At 60.9% G+C, this 21,782-nt stretch carries 18 protein-coding genes; 8 read left to right on the forward strand and 10 right to left on the reverse strand.

Annotation, left to right across the window (positions count from 1 at the left end; genetic code table 11):
• Nucleotides 1–3: 3 nt before the first annotated feature.
• Nucleotides 4–990 carry a site-specific integrase gene (locus BLO50_RS11620; RefSeq protein WP_090252765.1) on the reverse strand — a complete coding sequence of 329 codons (987 nt, stop codon included), beginning with the start codon at nt 988–990 and terminating at the stop codon, nt 4–6.
• A 1,201-nt stretch (nt 991–2,191) separates the two neighbouring features.
• Between BLO50_RS11620 and pqqF the strand changes: the two genes are divergently transcribed.
• The 5 genes from pqqF (at nt 2,192) to nahK (ending at nt 10,538) form a co-directional block, all read left to right on the forward strand.
• Nucleotides 2,192–4,630: a pyrroloquinoline quinone biosynthesis protein PqqF gene (pqqF, locus tag BLO50_RS11625; RefSeq protein WP_244152880.1), complete on the forward strand. Its 2,439-nt coding sequence runs from the start codon at nt 2,192–2,194 to the stop codon at nt 4,628–4,630.
• Nucleotides 4,631–4,968: 338 nt separating this feature from the next.
• Nucleotides 4,969–6,153 carry a porin gene (locus tag BLO50_RS11630; protein WP_090252770.1) on the forward strand — a complete coding sequence of 395 codons (1,185 nt, stop codon included), beginning with the start codon at nt 4,969–4,971 and terminating at the stop codon, nt 6,151–6,153.
• 162 nt (nt 6,154–6,315) lie between these two features.
• Nucleotides 6,316–6,708, forward strand: coding sequence for a hypothetical protein (locus BLO50_RS11635; RefSeq protein ID WP_090252772.1), 393 nt, complete (start codon nt 6,316–6,318; stop codon nt 6,706–6,708).
• Between the two features lie 94 nt (nt 6,709–6,802).
• On the forward strand, nt 6,803–7,957 hold the full coding sequence (gene nosP, locus BLO50_RS11640; RefSeq protein WP_090252775.1) for a nitric oxide-sensing protein NosP: 1,155 nt from the start codon (nt 6,803–6,805) through the stop codon (nt 7,955–7,957).
• The gene (gene nahK / locus BLO50_RS11645) at nt 7,896–10,538 is read left to right on the forward strand and encodes a hybrid sensor histidine kinase/response regulator NahK/ErcS' (protein WP_090252777.1); all 2,643 of its coding nucleotides are present in this window, start codon (nt 7,896–7,898) and stop codon (nt 10,536–10,538) included. Before nosP ends, nahK begins: the two co-directional genes overlap by 62 nt.
• A 69-nt stretch (nt 10,539–10,607) precedes the next feature.
• On the opposite strand, the gene BLO50_RS11650 is transcribed toward nahK, so the two are convergent.
• The 7 genes from BLO50_RS11650 to BLO50_RS11680 form a co-directional block, all read right to left on the reverse strand.
• Complete coding sequence (locus tag BLO50_RS11650) at nt 10,608–11,162, reverse strand: cysteine hydrolase family protein (protein WP_090252780.1); 555 nt, start codon at nt 11,160–11,162, stop codon at nt 10,608–10,610.
• A gap of 92 nt (nt 11,163–11,254) precedes the next feature.
• Nucleotides 11,255–11,920, reverse strand: a complete 666-nt coding sequence (locus BLO50_RS11655) for a response regulator (protein ID WP_090252782.1) — start codon at nt 11,918–11,920, stop codon at nt 11,255–11,257.
• Between the two features lie 55 nt (nt 11,921–11,975).
• Nucleotides 11,976–12,521: a PQQ-dependent catabolism-associated CXXCW motif protein gene (locus BLO50_RS11660; RefSeq protein ID WP_090252785.1), complete on the reverse strand. Its 546-nt coding sequence runs from the start codon at nt 12,519–12,521 to the stop codon at nt 11,976–11,978.
• Nucleotides 12,522–12,641: 120 nt separating this feature from the next.
• On the reverse strand, nt 12,642–13,433 hold the full coding sequence (locus BLO50_RS11665) for an ABC transporter permease (RefSeq protein ID WP_090252788.1): 792 nt from the start codon (nt 13,431–13,433) through the stop codon (nt 12,642–12,644).
• Entirely contained in the window at nt 13,430–14,164 is a 735-nt protein-coding gene (locus tag BLO50_RS11670; protein WP_090252790.1) for an ABC transporter ATP-binding protein, read from the reverse strand. Before BLO50_RS11670 ends, BLO50_RS11665 begins: the two co-directional genes overlap by 4 nt.
• Nucleotides 14,161–15,126: a YVTN family beta-propeller repeat protein gene (locus tag BLO50_RS11675; protein ID WP_090252793.1), complete on the reverse strand. Its 966-nt coding sequence runs from the start codon at nt 15,124–15,126 to the stop codon at nt 14,161–14,163. Before BLO50_RS11675 ends, BLO50_RS11670 begins: the two co-directional genes overlap by 4 nt.
• Nucleotides 15,127–15,225: 99 nt before the next feature.
• Nucleotides 15,226–16,419, reverse strand: a complete 1,194-nt coding sequence (locus tag BLO50_RS11680) for an ABC transporter substrate-binding protein (RefSeq protein WP_090252796.1) — start codon at nt 16,417–16,419, stop codon at nt 15,226–15,228.
• A 156-nt stretch (nt 16,420–16,575) separates the two neighbouring features.
• Here BLO50_RS11680 and BLO50_RS11685 point away from each other — a divergent pair, with 156 nt between their 5' ends.
• The 3 genes from BLO50_RS11685 to BLO50_RS11695 are packed head-to-tail and all read left to right on the forward strand — an operon-like array spanning nt 16,576 to nt 18,918.
• Nucleotides 16,576–17,013: a cupredoxin domain-containing protein gene (locus tag BLO50_RS11685; RefSeq protein WP_090252799.1), complete on the forward strand. Its 438-nt coding sequence runs from the start codon at nt 16,576–16,578 to the stop codon at nt 17,011–17,013.
• A gap of 1 nt (nt 17,014) precedes the next feature.
• A complete protein-coding gene (locus BLO50_RS11690) occupies nt 17,015–18,271 on the forward strand; it encodes a HAMP domain-containing sensor histidine kinase (RefSeq protein ID WP_090252801.1) in 1,257 nt (418 codons plus the stop codon).
• Nucleotides 18,268–18,918 carry a response regulator transcription factor gene (locus BLO50_RS11695; RefSeq protein ID WP_090252804.1) on the forward strand — a complete coding sequence of 217 codons (651 nt, stop codon included), beginning with the start codon at nt 18,268–18,270 and terminating at the stop codon, nt 18,916–18,918. Before BLO50_RS11690 ends, BLO50_RS11695 begins: the two co-directional genes overlap by 4 nt.
• A gap of 145 nt (nt 18,919–19,063) precedes the next feature.
• Here BLO50_RS11695 and BLO50_RS11700 read toward each other — a convergent pair whose 3' ends face one another.
• Both BLO50_RS11700 and exaA read right to left on the reverse strand, forming a co-directional pair.
• Nucleotides 19,064–19,711 carry a pentapeptide repeat-containing protein gene (locus BLO50_RS11700; protein ID WP_090252807.1) on the reverse strand — a complete coding sequence of 216 codons (648 nt, stop codon included), beginning with the start codon at nt 19,709–19,711 and terminating at the stop codon, nt 19,064–19,066.
• A gap of 107 nt (nt 19,712–19,818) precedes the next feature.
• Complete coding sequence (gene exaA / locus BLO50_RS11705; RefSeq protein ID WP_090252809.1) at nt 19,819–21,690, reverse strand: quinoprotein ethanol dehydrogenase; 1,872 nt, start codon at nt 21,688–21,690, stop codon at nt 19,819–19,821.
• Nucleotides 21,691–21,782 lie beyond the last annotated feature (92 nt).

The following is a 21,782-nucleotide window of genomic DNA, read 5'->3' on the forward strand; positions in this document are numbered from 1 at the left end:
TGCTCATGACGAGTGCTTACCCAGATAGGCGTTGGTGACATCCAGTCTTTCGTGCCCGAGCTCACGGCTGATTTTCTGGCGTGCCTCTCGATTGCTCGACTTCGATAGAACTGGTGATTCATCGTCCGATACGCACACGGGGGCCGGAACTCCAGCTAACTCTTGATGCCGGTCGCAGGCATAAGCTGCGCGCAGGTCATGAATGCGTGGTATGCCGTGGGCCTTGAGGGTAATGCGTGAGGCGTTAACTGTGCCCCTCAAAAACTCAACGTAACTTTCGGTAGGGGACAGTAGGTTTCGACTACCTGGTGTGGAAATGCTTCTGGCGAACTCAATCGCTGAAAGCACAATGTCCGTTGCGGGTACCCAGCGAGGTGCGAATGCACCGGAGCGGCCGCCCTTGCAACCGTCTTGGATGTTGATCTGTCCAAACTTGGAGGCCTCCCGCGCTAAGCGGGGCAGGTCTGCAAGGATGGCTTCTCTCAGTCGCATACCTGTAGCCCTAGCTAGCAGGATTATTGCAGCCACTCGCGGAAAGTCGGTCTTGATCAGGTCATCAATCAATGGATCTAGGTGTTCAAAAATCATTCCTTGCGGAGCGACGGATCTGATGTGGCTGCGCTTTTCTCCGAGTACTTTTCCAATCTTGGAAATATGAACTTTGGTGTCGCCACGAAGAATCTTCATAACGACATTTACGCTGGAAATTCGATTTGTTGCCGTGCTGACGGAGATGTCACCGTTTTCTAGCAAGCCGCGAACATGGGCAGCGTACGCATAGAAAACTTCTTGGTTGATAAGACGAGCATCTGCAATTTGATGCGATGACAACAGCCAGTCGCAGAAAAGGCGGCAGCGCTCTGAATGTGCTTGCACTGTTGCGTAATGCCCATCTGCGAAATGTGTGCGGAGGCAATTTTTGATCGCGTAATGCAGCTTGCGGCCAAAGCCGAAGTTTCTACTGTCACGTGAACCGTGATTTTTTGACATGGATACTCCTTGCCTAGTTAAAGGCGAACATTCTGAAAAGTGGTTGTCCGGATAGAACGAAAAGCAGTCAGCCAACTCCCGCCGGGGATGTTTAGTGTTAACGCGATATGCGCACTGGCTGATGAGCGAAACTGTGGAGCGCCGATAGGCACTCCTTTGCAATGCATGGCCCTGAAGGCCCGAAACGGGCGGCGGGAAGGCTGGCTACCTGACAAAAACAGCCGCAAAGCTTTTTAGGTCTGCATAGCTACAGGTCTACTTGTCAGGTAGAGGTCCATTTTGGACGCAGCGTATGAGTTGGCACCGTCTAGCCTAGCTAGAAACAGGTGATTGTCAGTAGGAATGTCTGGGGCGCTGATTGGTGAAAGCTATAACCGGCGTGGCTTTGAGCTTTCCCGACCAAGGCCGTCTCTGTTTAGGGCAAGTCATCTTCTAACGACAGTCGAGACTATGGCTAGGATGGCGGTCTAAACAGCTTGTTGTCGAACTGGAATCTTTTCGGAGTAGCGATAAGACCGCGGTTATGGTCATTGACGAACGTCAGGACATCGCACCGTGACTTTAAGGCCGGAGATGAAATTGGCGTGTGATGCATGCTGAGCGCAAACAATACTGCCGCATGGTTGGCAAAATGACTCTGCCAAGGTGGTGATCACGCCTATAAGTTCCGGACGTGAACGAATTGAGGTGCTGGTGCCACCAGCTAGGGTTGATGTCCGCACATGGGTCATCATTACGAGTTAATATTTCCACGATACAGTGGGTTTTGACAAGCGAAAAAATGGCCCGATTGCGTGCTTGCTCACATCCTTGATGCTAGATGCAGAAAAAGTTCACTTATGTGAACTTTATTCAGGGAAGGATGAGGACTGGTCATTAAAAAGCGTTCAAGTGGATAAAAAGTTCACTTTTGTGAACTTAAACCAGCAGTGAGCAAATGGCTGAAGCTTTGGGACACCGTTCTGGCGCATGGAAGGTTCACATTTGTGAACTTATTCCTGTGCTCAGCGTTTTGTTAACTGAGCGCGCAGTGATCGATTGAGCTGGTTTACAGGGGCGAATAGCTGCAATCGGCCTGTATTGATTAGTTCCAAAGAACTATTGTGCCTCAGCTTGATGTGGTCAATGCTGGTTCTTAAACCTACGTCCTACGGCTTTGCCCGTTATGTCCGATGTAATCGATTGTTACTCCCTCCAGAATATGAGCCCCGTTTTTTTGCGCCTAGATAACGGGTTATCAGTCAGGTTGTTCAGCCTTCCTTGGCTAAACCAATCGGCTCTGTGTTTGCAGGTACATGCCGGCAGCCATGATGAGCCGCTGGAATATCCGGGGTTGGCGCATTTTTTGGAGCACCTGCTGTTTCTTGGCAGCGCCGGATTTACCGCTGAGCAACGCCTGATGCCCTTTGTGCAGGCGTGCGGCGGCCAGGTGAATGCCACCACGCAGGCGCATTACACCGAGTATTTCTGTGAGGTACCGACCTTTTATCTGGAAGAGGCGCTGGTGCGGCTGTTGGACATGCTGGCTCGGCCGCTGCTGGAAGAGGCCGAGCAACTGCGCGAGCGAGAAGTAGTGCATGCCGAATTCATTGCCCGTAGCCAGGATGTCGACACCTTGCTTGGCGCTGCGTTGGGGCAAGCCCTGGCCGAAGGGCATCGTTGCGCTGTGTTTCAGGCGGGTAATCGCGACACGTTGCCGGTTACTGATGCAGCGTTCCAGCAGGCGCTACGGGCTTTTCATCAGGCGTTCTACCACGCTGGCAATTGTCAGTTAAGCATCGTGGCGCCGTTGTCACTGGCGGATCTCACGGCTCTGTCGCAACGCCATGGGGCGCTGCTGCCCGAGGCGCAGGCAGTCGTTCGCAGTCGGCTGGCGCCACTGTTACCGCTGCGCACTGAACGGCTGCGATTGAACCTGCGGAGTGCAGCCGCCACTCTGCATCTGGGGTTTGCCCTGGAGTTGCCTGAAGCGCGTGCGGACAGCGCACTTGATTGGCTGCTCGGCTGGCTATTGGATGAAGCGCCGGCAGGCTTGAATGCCGGCTTGCGTGAGAGTGGATTGGGCGAGGTGGCGCGTGCCCAGGTGTTGTACTGCCATGCGGGACAAGCCTTGTTGCTGTTGAGTATGCGCGGTGGTGTTGCCCCGAATGAGGCGGTGGCATTGCTGCTTGATTGGCTGGCCTTTGTCAGTGCGCAGGCCGATCCTCTGGCGTGGCATGAGGCGTATCAGCAGACTCGCCAGTTGCGCCTGTGTGGCATGACACCACTGGCGTTGGCCCGTGACTGGCAAGCTCCCGCATCTGATGATGGCGGGGCGATTTGCCAGCTGTTGCAGCAGTTGCAAGAGCCGCAGCGCCGTTGTGTGCTGCTGGCGGATGAGCGCGAGCTGCCACCCTGGCCTGGTACGGGTTTCCCCTTGAAGATGCGTGCCGAGCCGGCGCTGCCGCTGCCAGTGCTGCGTGGTCGTTGGCAGTTGCCGGCACGCAACCCCTTGCTGGCAGCGGTCGAGTTGCCGACGGTGAAGCTTGCCGTGCCTGCGGCATGGCGCTGGCTAGCGACGCCGGTTGATTACAGGGTGCCGGCGGCGGCCATGGCGGTGTGGCAGGCGCGTTGCTGTTTTGCTGAGCCATTGGGTGCGAGCGTATTGCTCAACCTGGCGCACACCGCTTTGCGGGCCGTGACCCAGCATCTGCATAACGTCGGTATCAGCCTGAGTCTGGAGGCAGAGGCCGCCAGCCTGAGTGTGCGTGTGCAAGGCAGTGCCAGGTTGATTCCCGCGGCGGTTGGTCTTTTGATGCCGGCGTTGTTGCAGCCTGCGCTGGCGCAGTGGTCGGCGCTTGCGGAGGCTGAGGCGCCGAGTATGCCGATACGCCAGTTGTTGGCGGCGTCTGCCGAGCTGATGCAAGGTCAAGCACAAGCGCTTGCGGGCGAGGTGGCTATTACGTTGCAACAGCGTTATCGCCCGATGCGCATCGAAGCCCTCGGGGTAGGGCTGGATCGCCCGGATCAGTTACGGATTGAGCGCCTGTTCAGCACCTCAGCGCTCTGGCCGTCTGCGCTCGTTGCCCCGTTGCAATCTGGCTTGTATTGGCGAACACGGACCGCGCCCGGGGACAGCGCGCTGCTGCTGTTCTGCCCGCAAGTGGATGAGTCGCCCGCTACCGAGGCCTGCTGGCGGATGTTGGCGCATCTGCACCAGGGCGCGTTCTACCAGCGTCTGCGCAGTGAGTTGCAGCTGGGGTATGCGGTGTTCTGCAGTTACCGGCAGATCCAGGGGCGACGTGGGTTGCTGTTCGGTGTGCAATCGCCGGGGTGCAAGGCCGCAGAAATTCTGCAGCACATTCAGGCTTTTCTACAGGCGCGCAGTGCTTGGCTGGCTGGGCTGGATCAGGCTGCATTGGCTGCGTCGATTACTGCACTGCTTGGCCAGTGGCAGGTGCAGGCGCGTAGCTGTGACGGGCTGGCCGAGCAGGCCTGGCTGGCGCACCTGGCCGGTCTTTCAGATGATCATGGCGAGGCCGTGCAACAGGCGTTGCAGTCGCTCAGCCTGGTGACCGTGCAGCAGGCTCAGCAGGCGCTGCTTGAGGCTTCCGCGGGCTGGTACGTACTGAGCAACGAGCCCACGCCCGCTCACATCTAAGGGCTGTTTCTCGCCACGCTCCTCTCTCAGTTTGCGCATTCCGTTGGGATCAGCCCGTTTGCGTACTGATCGGTTCGCGTCCATGCATTTCTCACCCGCAGCCATGCCGCCATTGTTCATCTGGGCAGGGCTTAGTCCGTCTACGACCTTGGGTGGGCATCCTTGCGGGCAGGGTCTTTGGGAGTGGCGGTCGTACACCGTTCCGACAGCGCCTCCAGGACGGGCCAAAGCAGCAGGCAATCAAGGCCATGGCAGCGTATGGCCGCTATCAGGGCTTTTCGATAATCGCCTCCGACCCGACTGACCGTTGCCGGTCGTCCCATCCAGCGGAGAGTGTTATGAACAACAACAAGATCGCCAGCACCCGATTTCTGCCCCTGACCCTGGCTGCTGCCGTCGCCATGGCGACAGCACAACATGCAGCTGCCGAGATCGTCCTGTATGACCAGGACGAAACCACCTTTTCCACCGATGGCTATATCAACGCCTTCTATGTGAACAGCGATGTAGACCGTGAAGGCGAGCAGTTTGACCGTCGCCAGTCGCGGGTGAAGATGGGCTTTCTGCCCAACTGGATCGGCTTCAACTTTGGCAAGCAGATCGATGGCCTGAAACTCGGCGGGCGTTCGTCGTTCTGGGTCACCATCAACGACAGCGAAACCAACGGCACCGATACCGCTATCGATGTGCGTCAGTTCTACGGCACCGTTTCCAGCCCGGAGTGGGGCGAGGTGCTGGTGGGTAAGGACTTTGGCCTGTTCTCGCGCTCGAACATCTTCCTGGACGAACTGCTGGCCGGTTACGGCAACGTCAGTGACACCCTGGGCCTGGTGGATGGCAACGGCGTATCGTTCGGCAACATCGGCACCGGCTACCCGTATCCGTTCCCGACGTCGCAGATCACCTACCGCAACAACAATCTGGCAGAAGGCCTGCGTGTGGCAGTGGGTATCATGGACCCTGTGGACACCAACGATGACAGCGCCGTGGGCAAGTCCTACCAGGAGGAGCCGCGCTTCGAGTCCGAGGTCAGCTATCAGTTCGATGTGGGCGGCGCGACCATCTACTCCTGGCTCAACGGCGCTTACCAGACCTCCGATAACACCGACAAGGCCGTCGACAGCGTGACCTCGCAAGGCCTTGGTTATGGCGTGCAGGCGAAGATGGCCGGTTTCTCGGTCACCGCGTCGGGTTTCCAGGCTGAAGGGATCAACCCGTTCTTCACCAACAATGCCGGTGAAGCCACGCTGCGCGAGATCGACAGCGAAGGCTACCTGCTGCAGGGCTCCTACACCTTCGGCAAAAACCGCGTGGCGCTGTCCTACGGCAAAACCGAGGATGACGGCAACGGCCTGGGTACTGCCGCCGACTACGAGACTCGCGGCATCGCCTATTTCCGCACCATCAACGACAACCTCAAGCTGGTAGCCGAGTACAACCAGTACGAGATTGATGCCGCCGAGGGCAGCGGTCTGGGTGAGGACACCAACACCTTCGCGGTGGGTGCCGTCCTCAGCTGGTAAGCATGCAGCACAGGCCGGGCAAACCTTGCCCGGCTTTTACCTGGAGGTTGCCATGCCCCTGGATGCCCTGCTGATTCTGCTGCCCTGCAGCAGCGTACTGCTCGCATTGCCACTGCTGCTGATGCGTTGCCTATAACCCTACCTGACACCAAGGACGACACCATGCTCGGTTTATGGAGTGCACATGCCCAGCAATACCTACTGTGGCTGACCCTGGCCACCACCTTGGTCTTTGCATTGCCGATTTTCTGCATCCCGCTGGTCTGGGCCCGTTTGATGGGCTGGACGTTGCCCAGTCACACCCACCTGGCGGTGTATTTCGGGCGCTGCCTGGGGGCTTTTATCCTGATTGTTGAAGCCTTGATGTTGCGCGCCGCGTTGACTGGCGAGGCGATTCACACGACTTTCGAGGTGCTCGCCGCCGTGGCCGTGATGATGATCATCGTCCACGTCTATGGGGCTCTGCGGCGTATTCAGCCGCTCAGTGAAACCCTGGAGATCGGCTTCTACAGCGGCCTGCTGATGCTGACACTGTTGTTCTGGCCCGCTACTTAGGAACTAGTCCTGCGCTACTCAAGTGGCATGTGGGGCAGTGGAGCAGCTTCGTAGAATAACCCCAGTAATTACCGTGTTTCTCATGGGGGCCGCTATGCCGCATACGCATACCGAAGGTGTGGTGACCGCCACTGCCAACGCCACGGATGTCGAGCTGGTGGCGCAGGAATTGGCCCGTCAGCTGATCCATCCACACCTTGGCTTTGTACTGTTCTTCTGCTCGGCGGAATACGACCTGCAGAGCCTGGGCGAGGCCTTGGACCAATACTTTGGCGGGATCAACCTGGTGGGCTGCACCAGTGCCGGGGAGATCACCGCCCAGGGCTATGACCGTGGTTGCGTCAGCGCCATCGGCTTCGACCACCGCAGCTTTTCGATTGCCAGCGCGCTGATCGACGAGATGGAGCGCTTCAGTCTGATCGATGCGCAACAGCTGGTTGAGCGCCTGGTCAGTGATTGCCGTAACAATGAGCTGGCTACTATCAAGGGTCACAGTTTCGCCCTGACCCTACTCGACGGCCTGTCCAGTCGCGAGGAAGTGGTGCTTGGCGCGTTGAGCGCGGCCTTTGGCAGCATTCCACACTTTGGCGGGTCGGCCGGCGACGACAATCACCTGACCCGCACCCACGTCTACTACAACGGCGAATTCCATACCGGTGCGGCGGTGGTGGTGCTGTTCAATACCTGGCTGGATTTCGAGGTGTTCAGCACCCATCACATTCTGCCGCGTGACGAGAAGTTGGTGGTAACCCGTGCCGACAGCACCAGCCGGCGGGTCTATGAGCTCAATGCAGCGCCAGCAGCGCTGGAGTATGCCGAGCTGATCGGCGTGCCGCTGGAGGCCCTCGACCATCGCCTGTTTGCCGCCCATCCACTGGCCGTGCGTATTGGTGGCCAGTACTACGTGCGCTCCATCCAGCGAGTCAACGATGACCTCAGCCTGACCTTCTATTGCGCGGTAGAGAACGGCATCGTGCTCACCGCCATGCAGCCCGGACCATTACTGCCTGACCTGCAAGGGGTGTTCGACGGCCTGCGTGAACGGCTCGGGCCATTGCTGCTGACGATTGGCTGCGACTGCTTTCTGCGCCGTCTGGAAATCGAAGGGCGCGACGGGGTCGAGCCGGTGTCGGCCTTTCTGCGCAGCCAGAACGTGATCGGCTTCAATACCTACGGAGAGCAGTTCAATGGCATGCACATCAACCAGACCTTTACCGGAGTCGCCATTGGCCGTCCTGGTCGCAGTTGATGTGGCCGAGCTGCAAGCCCGTTGCCTGGAACTGGAACGGCAGAATGGCAAACTTCGGCAGATCAACAGCGCCCTGATCGAGCGGGTCGAGTCGGTGCATTCGCGCGGTGATGATGCCTACGCCGCGTTCCAGCATTCGGTGGTGCTGGCCGAGCAGGTGCGCGAGCGCACCGATGCCCTCAACCAGGCCATGGCCGAGCTTAAATCCAGTAACCAGTTGCTCAGCGACGCGCGCCTGCGGGCGGAGACGGCTCACCAGCACCTGATCGATGCCATAGAAAGTATTTCCGATGCCTTCGTGCTGTTTGATCGCGAACAACGCATCGTGCTGTTCAACAGCCGCTTCAAGTCGTTCTGGGCCGGCAGCCGGGCGCGGATCACCCCCGGCACGCGGCTGACCGAGATCAAGCGCCTGAGCAAGAGCACCGGCCTGGTGGTCGAGGAGCAGCGCGGCAATCGCGACGACAACATGCTCTACCGCCTGCAAGACGGGCGCTGGGTGCAGGTCAGCGAACGGCCGACTCGCGAGGGCGGGCTGGTGATCCTCTACACCGACATCACTGAGGTCAAACTCAACGAAACCATGCGCCGCGAGCAAGCCCTGGCGCAGAAGTCGCGGCTGTTGCAACGGGCCATGGACAACCTGTCCCAGGGCATGGCCATGGTCAATGCCGAGGGCCAACTGGAGTTGTGGAACCATCGTTTTCTCGACCTCTGCGGCCTGGCACCGATCAGTGCCCACCGGCCGTTTGCCGAGGTAATGGCCGAGAGTGAGCTGGAACTGCTGACGCCGGCCAGCCGCGATGCCAACGGCCGGCTGATTGCGGAACTGGAGTTGTGCCTGTTCGATGGTCGCATGCTGGAGGTGCGCACCCATCCGCTGCCCACTGGCGGCTTCGTCAACACCTTCACTGACATCACCGAGCGTCACCGCCATGCCAAGGCGCTGAGCGAAAGCGAGCGCTGGATTCGCCTGATCACCGACCATGTGCCAGCGCTGATTGCTTACCTCACGGCAGATCTGGTCTACCAGTTCACCAACAAGGTTTACGAGGAGTGGTACTGCTGGCCCCGTGACGCGATGCTCGGGCAAAACCTGCGGGTGGTGCACAGCGAAGAGCATTGCCGGCGGCTGGAGCCGTTTATCGAGCGGGCGCTGTCTGGCGAAAGCGTGACCTTTGAATTTGCCGAAACCAACCACCATGGCCAGGAGCGCTACATGCTGCGCTCCTACGTGCCCAACCGGCAGGCCAGCGGCGAGGTGGTTGGCATTTTTGTGCTGATCCGCGACATCACCGAACGCCGGCGTACCGCCGAAGCCCTGCATCAGGCCTACCAGCACCTGGAGCAGCGGGTGCGTGAACGCACTGCCGAACTGACCGATCTGAACACCCAGCTGCGCCGCGAGATCGATGAGCGCACGCAGATGGAAGCCCGTCTGCGTGAGGCCAAAGGCGAGGCGGAGCAGGCCAACCTGTCGAAAACCAAGTTTCTAGCCGCCGTCAGTCATGACCTGTTGCAGCCGCTCAATGCGGCGCGGCTGTTTACCAGTGCGCTGCTGGAAAAACGCGACCTTGCCGGCAGTGCTGCCCTGGTGCGCAATGTCAGCAACTCGCTGGAGGATGTGGAAAGCCTACTCGGCACCCTGGTGGATATTTCCAAGCTCGACGCCGGGGTGATCAAGCCGGATATTGCTCCGTTCGCGGTCGGCGAACTGTTGGAAAACCTGGCCGCTGAATACCACCAGATCGCCGGCAGCGAAGGTCTGCGCCTGGACTTCATTCCCAGTTCGGCACTGGTGCGCAGCGATATTCAGTTACTCGCGCGGATTCTGCGCAACCTGCTCAGCAATGCCATCCGTTACACCTCCAGCGGGCGCATTCTGCTGGGCTGTCGGCGGCGTCGGCAAAGCCTGTCGATCGAGGTCTGGGACACCGGTATCGGCATCGCCGATGACAAGCTCGGCGAGATCTTCCAGGAGTTCAAACGTGGTGATGTCAGCCACCGCAAGCAGGACCGTGGCCTGGGGCTGGGCCTGGCGATTGTCGAGAAGATCGCCCGCATGCTTGGCCACCGCATTCGCGTGGCGTCGCGCCAGGGCAAGGGTTCGATGTTCGCCATCGACGTGCCGCTGACCAGCCTCGCGCCGCGTGCCCGTACTGTGCAGGAAGCACCCAACCCGCTGGTGGAGCGGCTTAGCGGTTCGCGCATCTGGGTGCTGGATAACGATGCCGCCATCTGTGCCGGTATGCGCACGCTGCTGGAAGCCTGGGGCTGTCAGGTGGTGACGGCCTTGTCCGAAGAGGACCTGGCACGCCAGGTCGACAACTTCCATGCCGATGCCGACCTGCTGATCGCCGACTACCACCTCGATGACGACCACAACGGTGTTGATGCCGTGGCGCAGATCAACGCCCGTCGCAGCTCACCCTTGCCCGCGTTGATGATCACCGCCAACTACAGCAACGAACTCAAACAACAGATGCGTGAGCTGGGCCATACCCTGATGCACAAGCCGGTGCGACCGATGAAACTGAAGACGGCGATGAGTCATTTGCTGGATCGCGGCGCGGCTGGCTAGGGTTGGTTGCCGTTTCGTTCGTGGATGCACCGGCCGGAAAAGCAGGCCGGTGCATATCGCATCTGATGGTTACGCCAGATCACCGAGCAGGGCGTCGGTGGTGTCCACCTTGGCATAAGCGAACGCCAGTGCGGCCATATAGGCGGCGTGTACCTGGCTGGCCGGCACGCTCACCCCGTTGAACTCCAGGGCCAGGGTGGCGCAGGCGTCATGCGCGACCGCACAGCTGTAACCGAAGTCATGTGCGGCGCGGGTTACGGCGTCGATGCACATGTGGCTCATGGCCCCGCAGATAAGCACCTGACTGGCTCCGGCCTGGTCGAGCACCTGTTTGAGCTCGGTATCACGAAAGCTGTTGATCTGCTGCTTGATCAGCACGGCCTCGCCCGGTTGCTCCTGCACCAGTGGGTAGACCTCGGCACCCTTGGAGCCTGGGGCGAAGAAGGGCGCATCGCTGCTGGCGAATACATGGCGCACGTGCACCACCGGCAAGCCCTTGGCGCGAAACGCGGTGAGCAGGCGTGCGGCATTGGCGGCGGCCGCTTCGCTGCCTTCGAGCTGCCATTTGCCACCTTGGAAATAGTCATTCTGCAGGTCGACGATGATCAGTGCTGTTTTAGACATGCGCTAAGCCTTGTAGTGAGAGCGTGAGGTGAGTAGTCGCTGGCGACTCGACGCCCTCCGTGGGCGTTGCCGCATATGGCTGTGGGTGCGGTTCAGCGGCGCAGATAAGCGGCGAAGTCGATATCCCCGGCCGAGAGAATGGCCTGTACCCGGTTGTGCACATTGAGCTTGCGCAGGATGGCCGAGACGTGGGCCTTCACCGTGGTTTCGGCGATGTCCAGGCTGTAGGCGATCTGTTTGTTGGACTCGCCCTTGGTCATGCGTTCGAGTACCAGCAGCTGTTTGCGGGTCAGTGCCTGCAGCAGTTCCGGCGGGAAGCTGTGGTGGTCGGCGTGGCTGCGCTGCGAGCCGCTCTTCTGCGTGCGGATGATGTCCGGCGGCAGGTAGACGTTGCCGTTGAGAATCTGCTGGATGGCATCGGTCATCTGCGCCCGTGGCGAGGACTTGGTGATAAAACCGACCGCGCCGTAGGTAATCGCCTGCAGGACGATCTGTTTGTCCTGCTCGGCCGAGACGATCACCACTGGAATGGTCGGCGCCTCGTTGCGCAGGTTAATCAGCCCGCCCAGGCCGTGCATGCCAGGCATGTTCAGGTCGAGCAGGATCAGGTCGAGGTCGTCATGTTCCTGGGTCATTACCAGGGCGCTGTCGAGATCGGCAGTTTCCATGATGTTGCTGCCGGGGAAGCCGTCACTGATGACGTTGTGGATGGCTTCGCGAAACAGCGGGTGGTCATCGGCAATCAGAATTTTGTACATGGCCTTATCACCTCGTTGTTTTGATTATGGTGGGGTTGCAGCCGTAACGCATGGTTTAACGCAGCAAGGGCAGTGGTTGTGCGGGTATCAGGGGCAGGCCGGCCTGTTGCCAGGCGTCGATGCCGTCACGGTACCAGTACAGGTTGGTGTAACCCAGATGATGGGCGCGTTTTACCGCATTCCAGCCCAGCCAGCAGTCGGAGCGGCAGTAGAACACCAGCGGCCAGGCGCGATTGCCCTGGCTGGCCTGGGCCAGGCTGCGCTGGAAGTAATTCTGCCACTGCGGACTCAGCTCACCGTCGCCGGTATTGGCCAGCCACAGGCTGTTAGGCAGGTTGGCGTGCACTTCATCCTCGATGAACTGGCCGTGCAGCCATTGCTGGCGATAAACGTCGATCAGCCGAGTGCCAGGCTGTTCACGCAGCAACTGCTGCAGGGCAACGGTGTCCAGGGTGCGTGCGTGTTCGTGGGTCAGCGGTGTGGGGCTGCGGTAATGGCTGAGGCGGTAGCCATCGGCAGAAAACAACGGGGTATCGGCCAGTACGGCGCTGGTCGGTAGCAGGCTGGCAAGCAATATCAGGGCCTTTGGCCAGTGTTTCATCGCCTTTGTTCTCGATTCTTTTTATGGATCTATTACAGGGCAATGCCGATGCTTTGGGAATTCTACGTTGGAGATGAAAACCAGTACCAAAGTAGTAGATATGCGTGGTGCCTGATATGCCTAGCTGCCTTTGCGCAGGGCTGCATGTTGCGGGTTGAAGGTCAGCACCGCGAGCGCTGCGAACAGCAGGGTTAGGCCCAGACATACGGCCAACGCCAGGGGGCTGAAGCGCAGGTAGAGGGCAAAGCGCACCAGTTCCACGGCATGGGTGAAGGGGTTGAGGGCGCACAGCCAGTACAGCCACTCGCTGGCCTCGCGCATCTTCCACAACGGATAGAGCGCTGATGAGAGGAAAAACAGCGGGAAGATGACGAAATTCATCACCCCGGCGAAGTTTTCCAACTGGCGGATGCCATTGGACAGCAGCAGGCCGAGGGCGCTGAGCAGCAGAGCCACCAGCAGCAACGCCGGCAGCGCAGCGAGCAGGCCCCAGACGGGCGGTTGCACGCCGTAGAACCAGGCAATGGCGAGAAAGGCGTACACCTGCAGCAGTGAGATCAGGGCAATCGCCAGCAGTTTGCTGGCAAGTAGAAAGGCCCGTGGCAGTGGGCTGGTCAGCAGCACACGCATGCTGCCCATTTCGCGGTCGTAGACCATCGACAGAGAACCCTGCATGCCGTTGAACAGCAGGATCATACAGGCCAGCCCCGGCACGATATAGGTTTCGTAGGTGATGTAGGTGTCGTAGGGCGCGATGATGGCGATGCCCAGCGCCGCGCGAAAGCCAGCGGCGAACACCAGCAGCCACAGCAATGGCCGCACCAGAGCGCTGAAGAAGCGGCTGCGCTGCAGCACGAAACGCAGCCATTCGCGTTGCACGATGCCTTGCAGGCAATACCAGTAGGCATTCATCGACCAACCTCCATCGGTTGTGGTGCTGGCGCAGTGAGTCGGTTGAAGCTGGCGGCCAGATCATCACCCAGTTCGCCGGCTGGGCCCTGGGCGACCAGGCGGCTGCGGTTGAGAACCAGCAGGTCGTCGCCCGTCGCTATTTCATCGAGCAGGTGGGTGGTCCACAGCACCGCCAGTTGCTGTTCGCTGCACAGCGTGCGCACATGCTGGTTCAGCGCCAGACGGCTGGCCGGGTCGAGGCCGACGCTGGCTTCATCAAGCAGCAGCAGGCGTGGCCGATGCAGCAGGGCGCGGGCTATCTCGACGCGACGGCGGTGGCCACCATTCAGCGCGCGGATCTTCTCGTGGCGGCGTTCGCCGAGTTGCTGGCGGGCCAGTTCCTCGTCGATGCGCGCGCCGGCTTCGCGTTTGCCCAGACCATGCAGCGCGGCGTGGTAGGCGAGGTTCTGCTGCACCGACAGGTCCAGGTCCAGGGTGCTCTGCTGGAACACCACACCCAGTTGGCGCAATGCCTGGCGCGGCTCGCAGCGCAGGCTGTGGCCGAAGATGTGGATGTCGCCGTGTTGCAGGTCATAAAGCCGGGTGAGCAGGGCGATCAGCGTCGACTTGCCCGCACCGTTAGGCCCCAGCAGTGCGCTGAAGCTGCCCGCCGCTACATTGAAGCCGACCTCCTGTAACGCCTGGCGTGGGCCGTAGGCGAAGCTCACGCCCTGTACCTGGAGTGCACTCATGGCGTGACAACCACGCCCCAAGGGTAGCGGCCGACCTTGATCGACTTGGTCACCTTGAGGCTGTCGACATCGATCACCGACACATCACCGCTGACCCCGTTGGTGGTCAGCAGGCGTTTTTGATCTGGAGTCAACGCCATATGCCAGACACGGCGGCCGACCAGCAGGTAATCGAGCACCTCATAGGTTTTGGCATCGACCACGGCCACATGGTTGGCCGGGCCGAGGGCGACAAAGGCGTACTTGCCATCGTCGCTCAGCTTGACCCCGACCGGCTGGACCTTGTCCGGGTGCACGCCCTTGATCTGGAAGTTCAGCACCTTCTCGATCTGCCGGCTGGCCACATCGATCACGCTGACTGTGCCGCCGATCTCGGCTGAAGCCCACAGGCGTTTGCCGGTCTTGTCGAATTCGACATGGCGGGGGCGTTGATCGACCAGGGTGTTGTCCACCAACTGCTGGGTGCTGGTATCGATCCAGTGCAGCATGTTGGTGGTTTCGCTGGTGTTGACCGCCCATTTGCCATCGGGGCTGACAGCCATGCCTTCCGGCTCGACGCCGACGTCGATCTGCGCCAGCACTTCGTCGCTCTGGGTGTCGACCACGGTCACCAGTGCATCGTCCTCGTTGGAGATGTACAGCCAGCGGTCGTTGGGGTGCAGGGCGAACTGCTCGGGGTCGGCGCCCGAGGGTAGTTCCTTGATTATGGTGCGGGTGGCCAGGTCCATCACCTGTACCCGGTCCGAGTCGCTGGCGCAGATGTACAGCAGCTTGTTGTCGGAAGACAGCAGCAGGCCGCGCGGCCGCATGCCTACTTCAAGGGTGGCGGTGACCTCAAGGCTGTCCAGATCAATCACGCTGATGCTGTCGTCTTTCTCGTTGGACACATAGGCGGTGGCCGCCAGGGCGGTGTGGCTGGTCAGGCCAAGGGCAATGGCGCAGGCAAGGTGAGTCAGGCGCATGGGGTTGATCCTCTTGTTGTTTTGGGCTGCAAGTTGTGTGGGTGGTGCGCGCGGCGCACCCTACGGTTCTACGCGCGGTAGGGTGAACCGCGCGCACCATCAATTACTGTTGCCTGCCAGATCGCAGCTCACTTCCGGCCGGTCATAGCCGAGGCTGTCCATTTCGTTGTTGGGGTGCAGAAAACCATCCTGTGGCGAGGTGCTGACCAGCGCGCGTGGCTGTACCAACGGGATTGGTTGGCGCAGTTCGCCGTTCCACGGGCGGAAGCTCAGCTTGCGACCCTTGAAACCATCGAGCGGCAGCTGCTCGCTCAAGGCCAGGGTGCGGATTGCCTGGGCGTCGTTCTGGCGCAGTTTGGTCACCGCGGCGGCAATGCTGCGCACGGCCATCCAGGCGGCGAAATCGCGGTCGTTCATCCAGCGCTGGGCGTGGGCCTCGAAGCGTTTCTGCAACTGCGCGGCACCGAAGGTTTCCACGGTCTTGTGCCAGGCAGTCGGGATCAGGCCCTGGGTGCCGGCCACCGGGCGCGGGTACCAGGTGTTGTAGGGCAGGTACTCGCCGAAGTCGCCACGCTCGTCGGCCACCAGCACCACGTCGTATTCCGCCGTCTGGGTGAACAGCGGCATTTCCGCCTGGGCGCTGCGGCGCTGGTCGTTGTCGAAGCTCCATGGCTTCTCGGCGACGATCTTGTGGCCGAAGCGTTTGGCGGAGCGCTTGAGCGCGGCGGCGTAGGCGATATCGTCCTCGGTGCTGCCGGTCACCAGCAGCCAGCGCGTCCATTTGCGCACGGCGAGAAACTGCGCCAAGGCATCGGCGAGCATGGTGCGGCTGGGCAGGGTGTGCAGCACATTGTTCAGGCACTGGCTGTGGCGCAGGCTGTCGTCGGCGCTGCCGGCATTGAGCAGCAGGCTGTCGGGCAGCGCCTGGCTGAGTTGGCGCAGGGTTGCTGTCGGCGCATTGACCACGAACAGGCGCAGGCCCTGTGCGTGCAGTTCACGAGCTGCAGCCAGCAGGCTGTCGTTGTCGCCTCGTTCGGCTACGTCGAGCTGGTAACTGTGCTTGAGAAAACGCCCAGTGCTGTTGCTGTCGATAATCGCCAGCTCGGCCCCGCGCAGGCCGGTATCGGCCGGCTCGGGGATGACGTTGGACAGCACCGGGCCGGTTGCCGGGGTGTAACCCAGGTAAGCGATACGCACCTGCAAGGTGTCGGTTGTCGGGCTGGCCAGGCAGGGCGTTGCCAGGCTGCACAACGCGGCGGCGCAGAGCATGAGGGGGTGGCTGATCCGACGCATGGGCAACTCCTGGATAGGTGTTGCCAGCATAGGAACAGCCCGGTATTCGGGAAATATGCCCAAAGTACCAGTACGCCAGTACCAAGGTAGTAAGTCGGCGGGTGCGTCAGCGTTTTAGGATGATCCCATCCCATAAAACAAGAACAGGTACCCTCCATGAGCACGCTCAAAACACTCGCCCTGGCGCTGATTCTGCTGAGCAGCCTGATCGGTTTTGACAACATTTATGCGGCCGGCGACCTGACCCGTCGCACCGAGAAACTGCCGGATCTGCTGCTGGGCAGCGAAGCCAGCGATTACAGCCTGTCGCAAAGCGAATACCAGCTGGAAACTGGCAAGGCCTACCAACTGAAGATCATCGCCAGCGGGCTGAAGGAGTACGCCTTCCAGGCTCCGGAATTCGCCACCTCGATCTACCTGCGCAAGGTTGAAGCCGGTGGCGTGGAGATCAAGGCCATCACCCTTACCGAACTGGAGTTTGAGGAAGCCGGCGAGGCGGAGATCTTCTTCGTACCGATCAAGCCCGGCACGTTCCGTTTCTATGCCAAGGGCCTGGAAGGCAAGGGCATGCTCGGTCATTTCGTGGTCAAGTAACGTGTCCGTTCTATGGCGCATCTACCTGCTGGTGACGCTGTTTTTTGCACTGGTCACGGTGCTGGGCCTGGCGTTGCTGCTGCGCCAGGCCCGCGAGGATGTACAGCGTGAGGTGCAGGCTGCCGAGGCGGTGGTCGAGTACCTGTACGAAGCGGCTCAGCGTGACCCGGCCAGCCTGCACAGCGGGCTGACCGGCAACCTGCGGCATGTGCGGGTGCAGTGGCTACCAGCACCTGCCGCCGTGCCACAGTTGTCGCTTGAACAATGGCTGGGGCAGCGTCTGTTCCCGCAGCAACACCGCCCGCGTGTGGTGCAACTGGCCGATGGCCGACAGTTGCAGATTGCCGTCGATCCGGCGGATGAAATCGATGAAGTCTGGGATTCGCTTCTGCAACTGCTGTTGCTCTGCCTGCTGGCGCTGTTGATCAGCCTGGTGGCGATTCGCTGGGCCGTGCACCGTGGCCTGCGCGTGCTGGATGAGTTGCTATGCGGTCTGCAACAGGTGACTCAGGGCCAGTTCGATGCGCGTCTGCCGGCGCACAGCCTGCCAGAGGCACGGCAACTGGCCGGGCATTTCAATGCCATGGCCACCACCCTGCAACAGGTGCAGGCCGACAATACCGAACTGACTCAAGCGCTGATGGCGTTGCAAGAGCGCGAGCGCACCCGTCTTGGGCAGACCCTGCATGACGACCTCGGCCAGTACCTCAGCGGTATCCGTGCCCAGGCCTGCCTGCTGCAAGCGGTGGCCGCTCAGCCCGAGCAGGTGCGCCTGACCGCCCAGCATCTGGACAACCACTGCCAGCGCTTGCAGGACGGTTTTCGCGCCTTGATCCGTGATCTCTACCCGGTGGTACTGGAGCGCCTTGAACTGGACGAGGCGCTGCAACTGCTCGCTGATAACTGGCAGGCCGCACAGCGCGTGCAGTGCCAGGTTTCGCTCAGCCGCCGGCTGCCAAGTTTGCCACTGCCGACCAAGGCGCATCTGTACCGGCTGGTGCAGGAGGCCCTGACCAACGTCGCCAGGCACGCCCAGGCCAGCGAAGTGCGCGTGCGCCTGCATTATCAGGGGCAGCGTTTGCGTCTGTTTATTCGTGACAATGGTTGTGGTGCGCAACTGCCGCAGCGTCCCGGCATCGGCCTGCGCTCGATCCACGAGCGGGCGCGCAGCCTGGGTGCCGTACTGCGCGTACACAGCCGTCCTCAAGCGGGGTGGGCACTGTGCCTGACCCTGATAGTGCCGGAGCCCGAGCTATGAAGATTCTGCTGGTCGATGATCACGCGGTGGTCCGTCAGGGCTATGCCAGCCTGCTGCGGGCCTTGTTACCAGAGGTGCAGGTGCGCGAGGCCTGCGATGGCGAACAGGCCCTGCAGATGGTGCAGGAGGAAATCCCCAATCTGGTCATCATGGATATCGGCCTGCCCGGGATCAGCGGTCTGGAAACCACCCGGCGGCTGCGTCAGCGTTTGCCGCAACTGCGGGTGCTGTTCTTCAGCATGCACGATGAGCTGCCCCTGGTTCGTCAGGCCCTGGAGGCCGGTGCACTGGGTTATCTGACCAAAACGTCCTCACCCGAGGTGCTGGTTGAAGCGGTTAAACGTACCCTGGCCGGACATGCCTATATCGAGCAGGGGCTGGCCACGCATCTGGCTTGCAATCCACTTGGCGAGGGCAGCAGTGATCCGCGCCTGCGCGGCATGACCCAGCGCGAGTTCGAGATATTCGTGATGCTGGCCAAAGGCATGCCCAGCCGGCAGATTGCCGAGCGGCTGTGCATCAGCGGTAAGACCGTGTCCAACTACCTGACCTTGCTCAAGAGCAAGTTGCAGGTCAGCTCCCAGGCCGAGCTGGTGCATCTGGCCATCGATACCGGGGTCATCCGCCTGGGCCTGGAAAGCGCCTGAGCCGTTTTTCTAGATAAAAGAATAGGTAGCCCGGCTGAACTCCTCGGAGTGCAGCCGGGCTACGGCTTTGTGCTGTGTAGAGGTTCGCGGGCATGGCCCGCTCCTACAGAGGAAGGGGGGGTGTAGGAGGGGCGTTAGCGTGAGGTTATTCCCAGCCATCGGGGCAGGCGGTGCAGCCTTCCATATTGGCGCCCTGGAAGTTGCCGTAGTGGGTGCGCGTGCCGCTTAGGTCGGCGTCGGCGAGGTTGGAGCCTGAGAGTTTGACCTCTTGCAGGTTGGCGTCCTTGAGGTTGGCGCCCTTGAGGTCAGCCTTGCTTAGCCAGGTCATTTCCAGATTGGCCGCTTGCAGGTTGGCATTGTGCAGTTTGGCGGCAGACAGGCGGGCGAATTCCAGGTTGGCAGCGCGCATATCGGCTGCGTTGAATTTTGCCGCCTGGGCATACATGGCCCAGCCGTTGATGGCTACCAGGGTGCTGTTGCTGAAGTCGGCCAGGCGCAGCTGACTTTGTTGCAGGCTGGCACGGGTCAGGTCGGCACCTTGCAGTTGTGCTTTTTCCAGGTTGGCCAGATCCAGGCGGCTATGGCGTAAATCGGCACCACGCAGGTCGGCACCTTCCAGGTTCATACGGCGCATGTCCTGGTTGCTCAGGTTGGCACCTTGCAGGTTGGCTTTGGGGCATTGGCTGTCGGCTTCGATGCGGCAGCCGTTGACGGTGAGCACCTCATCGGCATTGACCAGTTCGGTACCCAGCACCAGCAGTACGATGGGCAGAAGCAGAGGCAGGTAATTCATGGCGAGTCCTCGGGTAGGGTGCGCCGTGCGCACCACGGGGCAACGCAGGTGGTTGCTTGGAAGCGCGTGCGCATGACGCACCCTGGGGTGCGTCATGCGAGTTGCGATCAGCGTTGTGCGGTCTTGTTATCCCAGCTTGGCAGCTTGAATACCCAGAACGAGCCGCCTTGCGCGACCGGTTTGGTCAGCTCGGCCATGTCGCCGCCCCACAGCGGTACTGCTCCGCCGTAACCGGTGGTTACGCCGATGTACTGCTCGCCATCCTGTTCCCAGGTGATGGGCGGGGAGATGATTCCGGTGCCGGTCTGGAACTTCCACAGCTCCTTGCCGTTCTTCGCGTCGAAGGCCTTGAAGTAGCCGTCGCCAGTGCCGGTGAACACCAGATTGCCCTTGGTGGCCAGTACGCCGGCCCACAGTGGCAGTTTTTCCTTGTGCTCCCAGACGACCTTGCCGGTGGTCGGGTTCATTGCCCGCAGTATGCCGACGTGGTCTTCGAACAGGCGTTTGATGCGGAAGCCCATGCCCAGGTAAGCGGAGCCCGCCTTGTAGTTGGCTTCCTCGGCCCAGTAGTCCTCTTTCCAGTGGTTGGCCGGCACGTAGAACAGGCCGGTGTCCTGGCTGTAGGCCATCGGGTTCCAGTTTTTGCCACCGAGGAAAGGCGGCGACACTTCTACCGATTTGCCTTTGGCTTCACCCGGCTCCGGTTTTGGTGGGCGTTGACCTTCGTTTTCCACCGGGCGACCGGTTTTCAGGTCGATATGGCTGGCCCAGGTGATCTTGTCGACGAAGGGGAAGGCGTTTTGCAGCTTGCCGTTGGCGCGGTCGACTACATAGAAGAAACCGTTGCGGTCGGCGTGGGCGGTAGCCTTGACGGTTTTACCGGCCTTGTCCTTGTAGTCGAACAGCACCAGTTCGTTGTTGCCGGAGAAGTCCCAGGCATCGTTCGGGGTGTGCTGGTAGAACCACTTCACTTCACCGGTGGTCGGGTCTACGCCAACCTGGCCAGAGGTGTAGAGGCTGTCGTAGTCCTTCGGATTGCCACCTTCGCTGGTGCGTGCCCAGCCGTTCCACGGGGCCGGGTTGCCGGCACCGATGATGATGGTGTTGGTTTCCGCGTCGAAGCTGGCGCTCTGCCACGGTGCACCACCGCCCTGACTCCAGGCCGCTTTCTTGCCGGTCGGGTGGTTGGGATCATCCGGCCAGCTCGGTGCTTTCACGTCGCCAGTCGGGGTGCTGTCTTTGCCGTTCAGGCGGCCCATGTGGCCTTCGACGAACGGACGCATCCAGACTTCTTCACCGGTGTCCGGGTCGCGGGCAAACAGCTTGCCGACTACGCCGAATTCGTCACCGGAGCTGCCGTGGATCAGCAGGGTCTTGCCGCTCTTCTGGTCTTTCACCAGGGTTGGCGCGCCGGTCATGGTGTAGCCAACGGCGTGGTCACCGAACTTCTTGTTCCACACCACTTTGCCGGTGTCTTTGTTCAGCGCGACGACGCGGGCGTCGAGGGTGCCGAAGTAGATCTTGTCGCCGTAGATGGCAGCGCCGCGGTTGACCACGTCGCAGCACGGACGAATGTTGTCCGGCAGGCGGTGGTTGTAGGTCCACAGGCGTTTGCCGGTTTTCGCGTCGAGGGCGAATACCCGCGAGTAGGAGCCGGTCACGTAGATCACGCCGTCATGGACGATGGCCTGGGACTCCTGGCCGCGCTGCTTTTCGTCACCGAAGGAGAAGGACCAGGCGGGCGTCAGTTTGAACACGTTCTGGTCGTTGACCTGGGCCAGCGGGCTCCAGCGTTGGGCGTTGGTGCCCATGCCGTACTGCAGCACGTTGTTGGTGGTGGTGTGGTCGTTGGCGATGTCGTCCCAGGTGACATTCTTGGCCAGGGCGCTGCCACTCAAGGCCAGGCCACCGGCCAGCAGCAGGCTGTGGACGGCAAGTGCCACGGGGCGCGGCATGCTGGGTAACGATCTTGTTGTCATGGTTGTGGTTTCCCATCGTGGTGGTGAAGGTTGCAGGTCCTGTGCTGTTGGCGACCTGGCGAGCCGATAGTGGAACCACGGGGATTGCGCCG

The sequence above is a fragment of the Pseudomonas peli genome, assembly GCF_900099645.1.
GTDB classification, from domain to species: domain Bacteria; phylum Pseudomonadota; class Gammaproteobacteria; order Pseudomonadales; family Pseudomonadaceae; genus Aquipseudomonas; species Aquipseudomonas peli.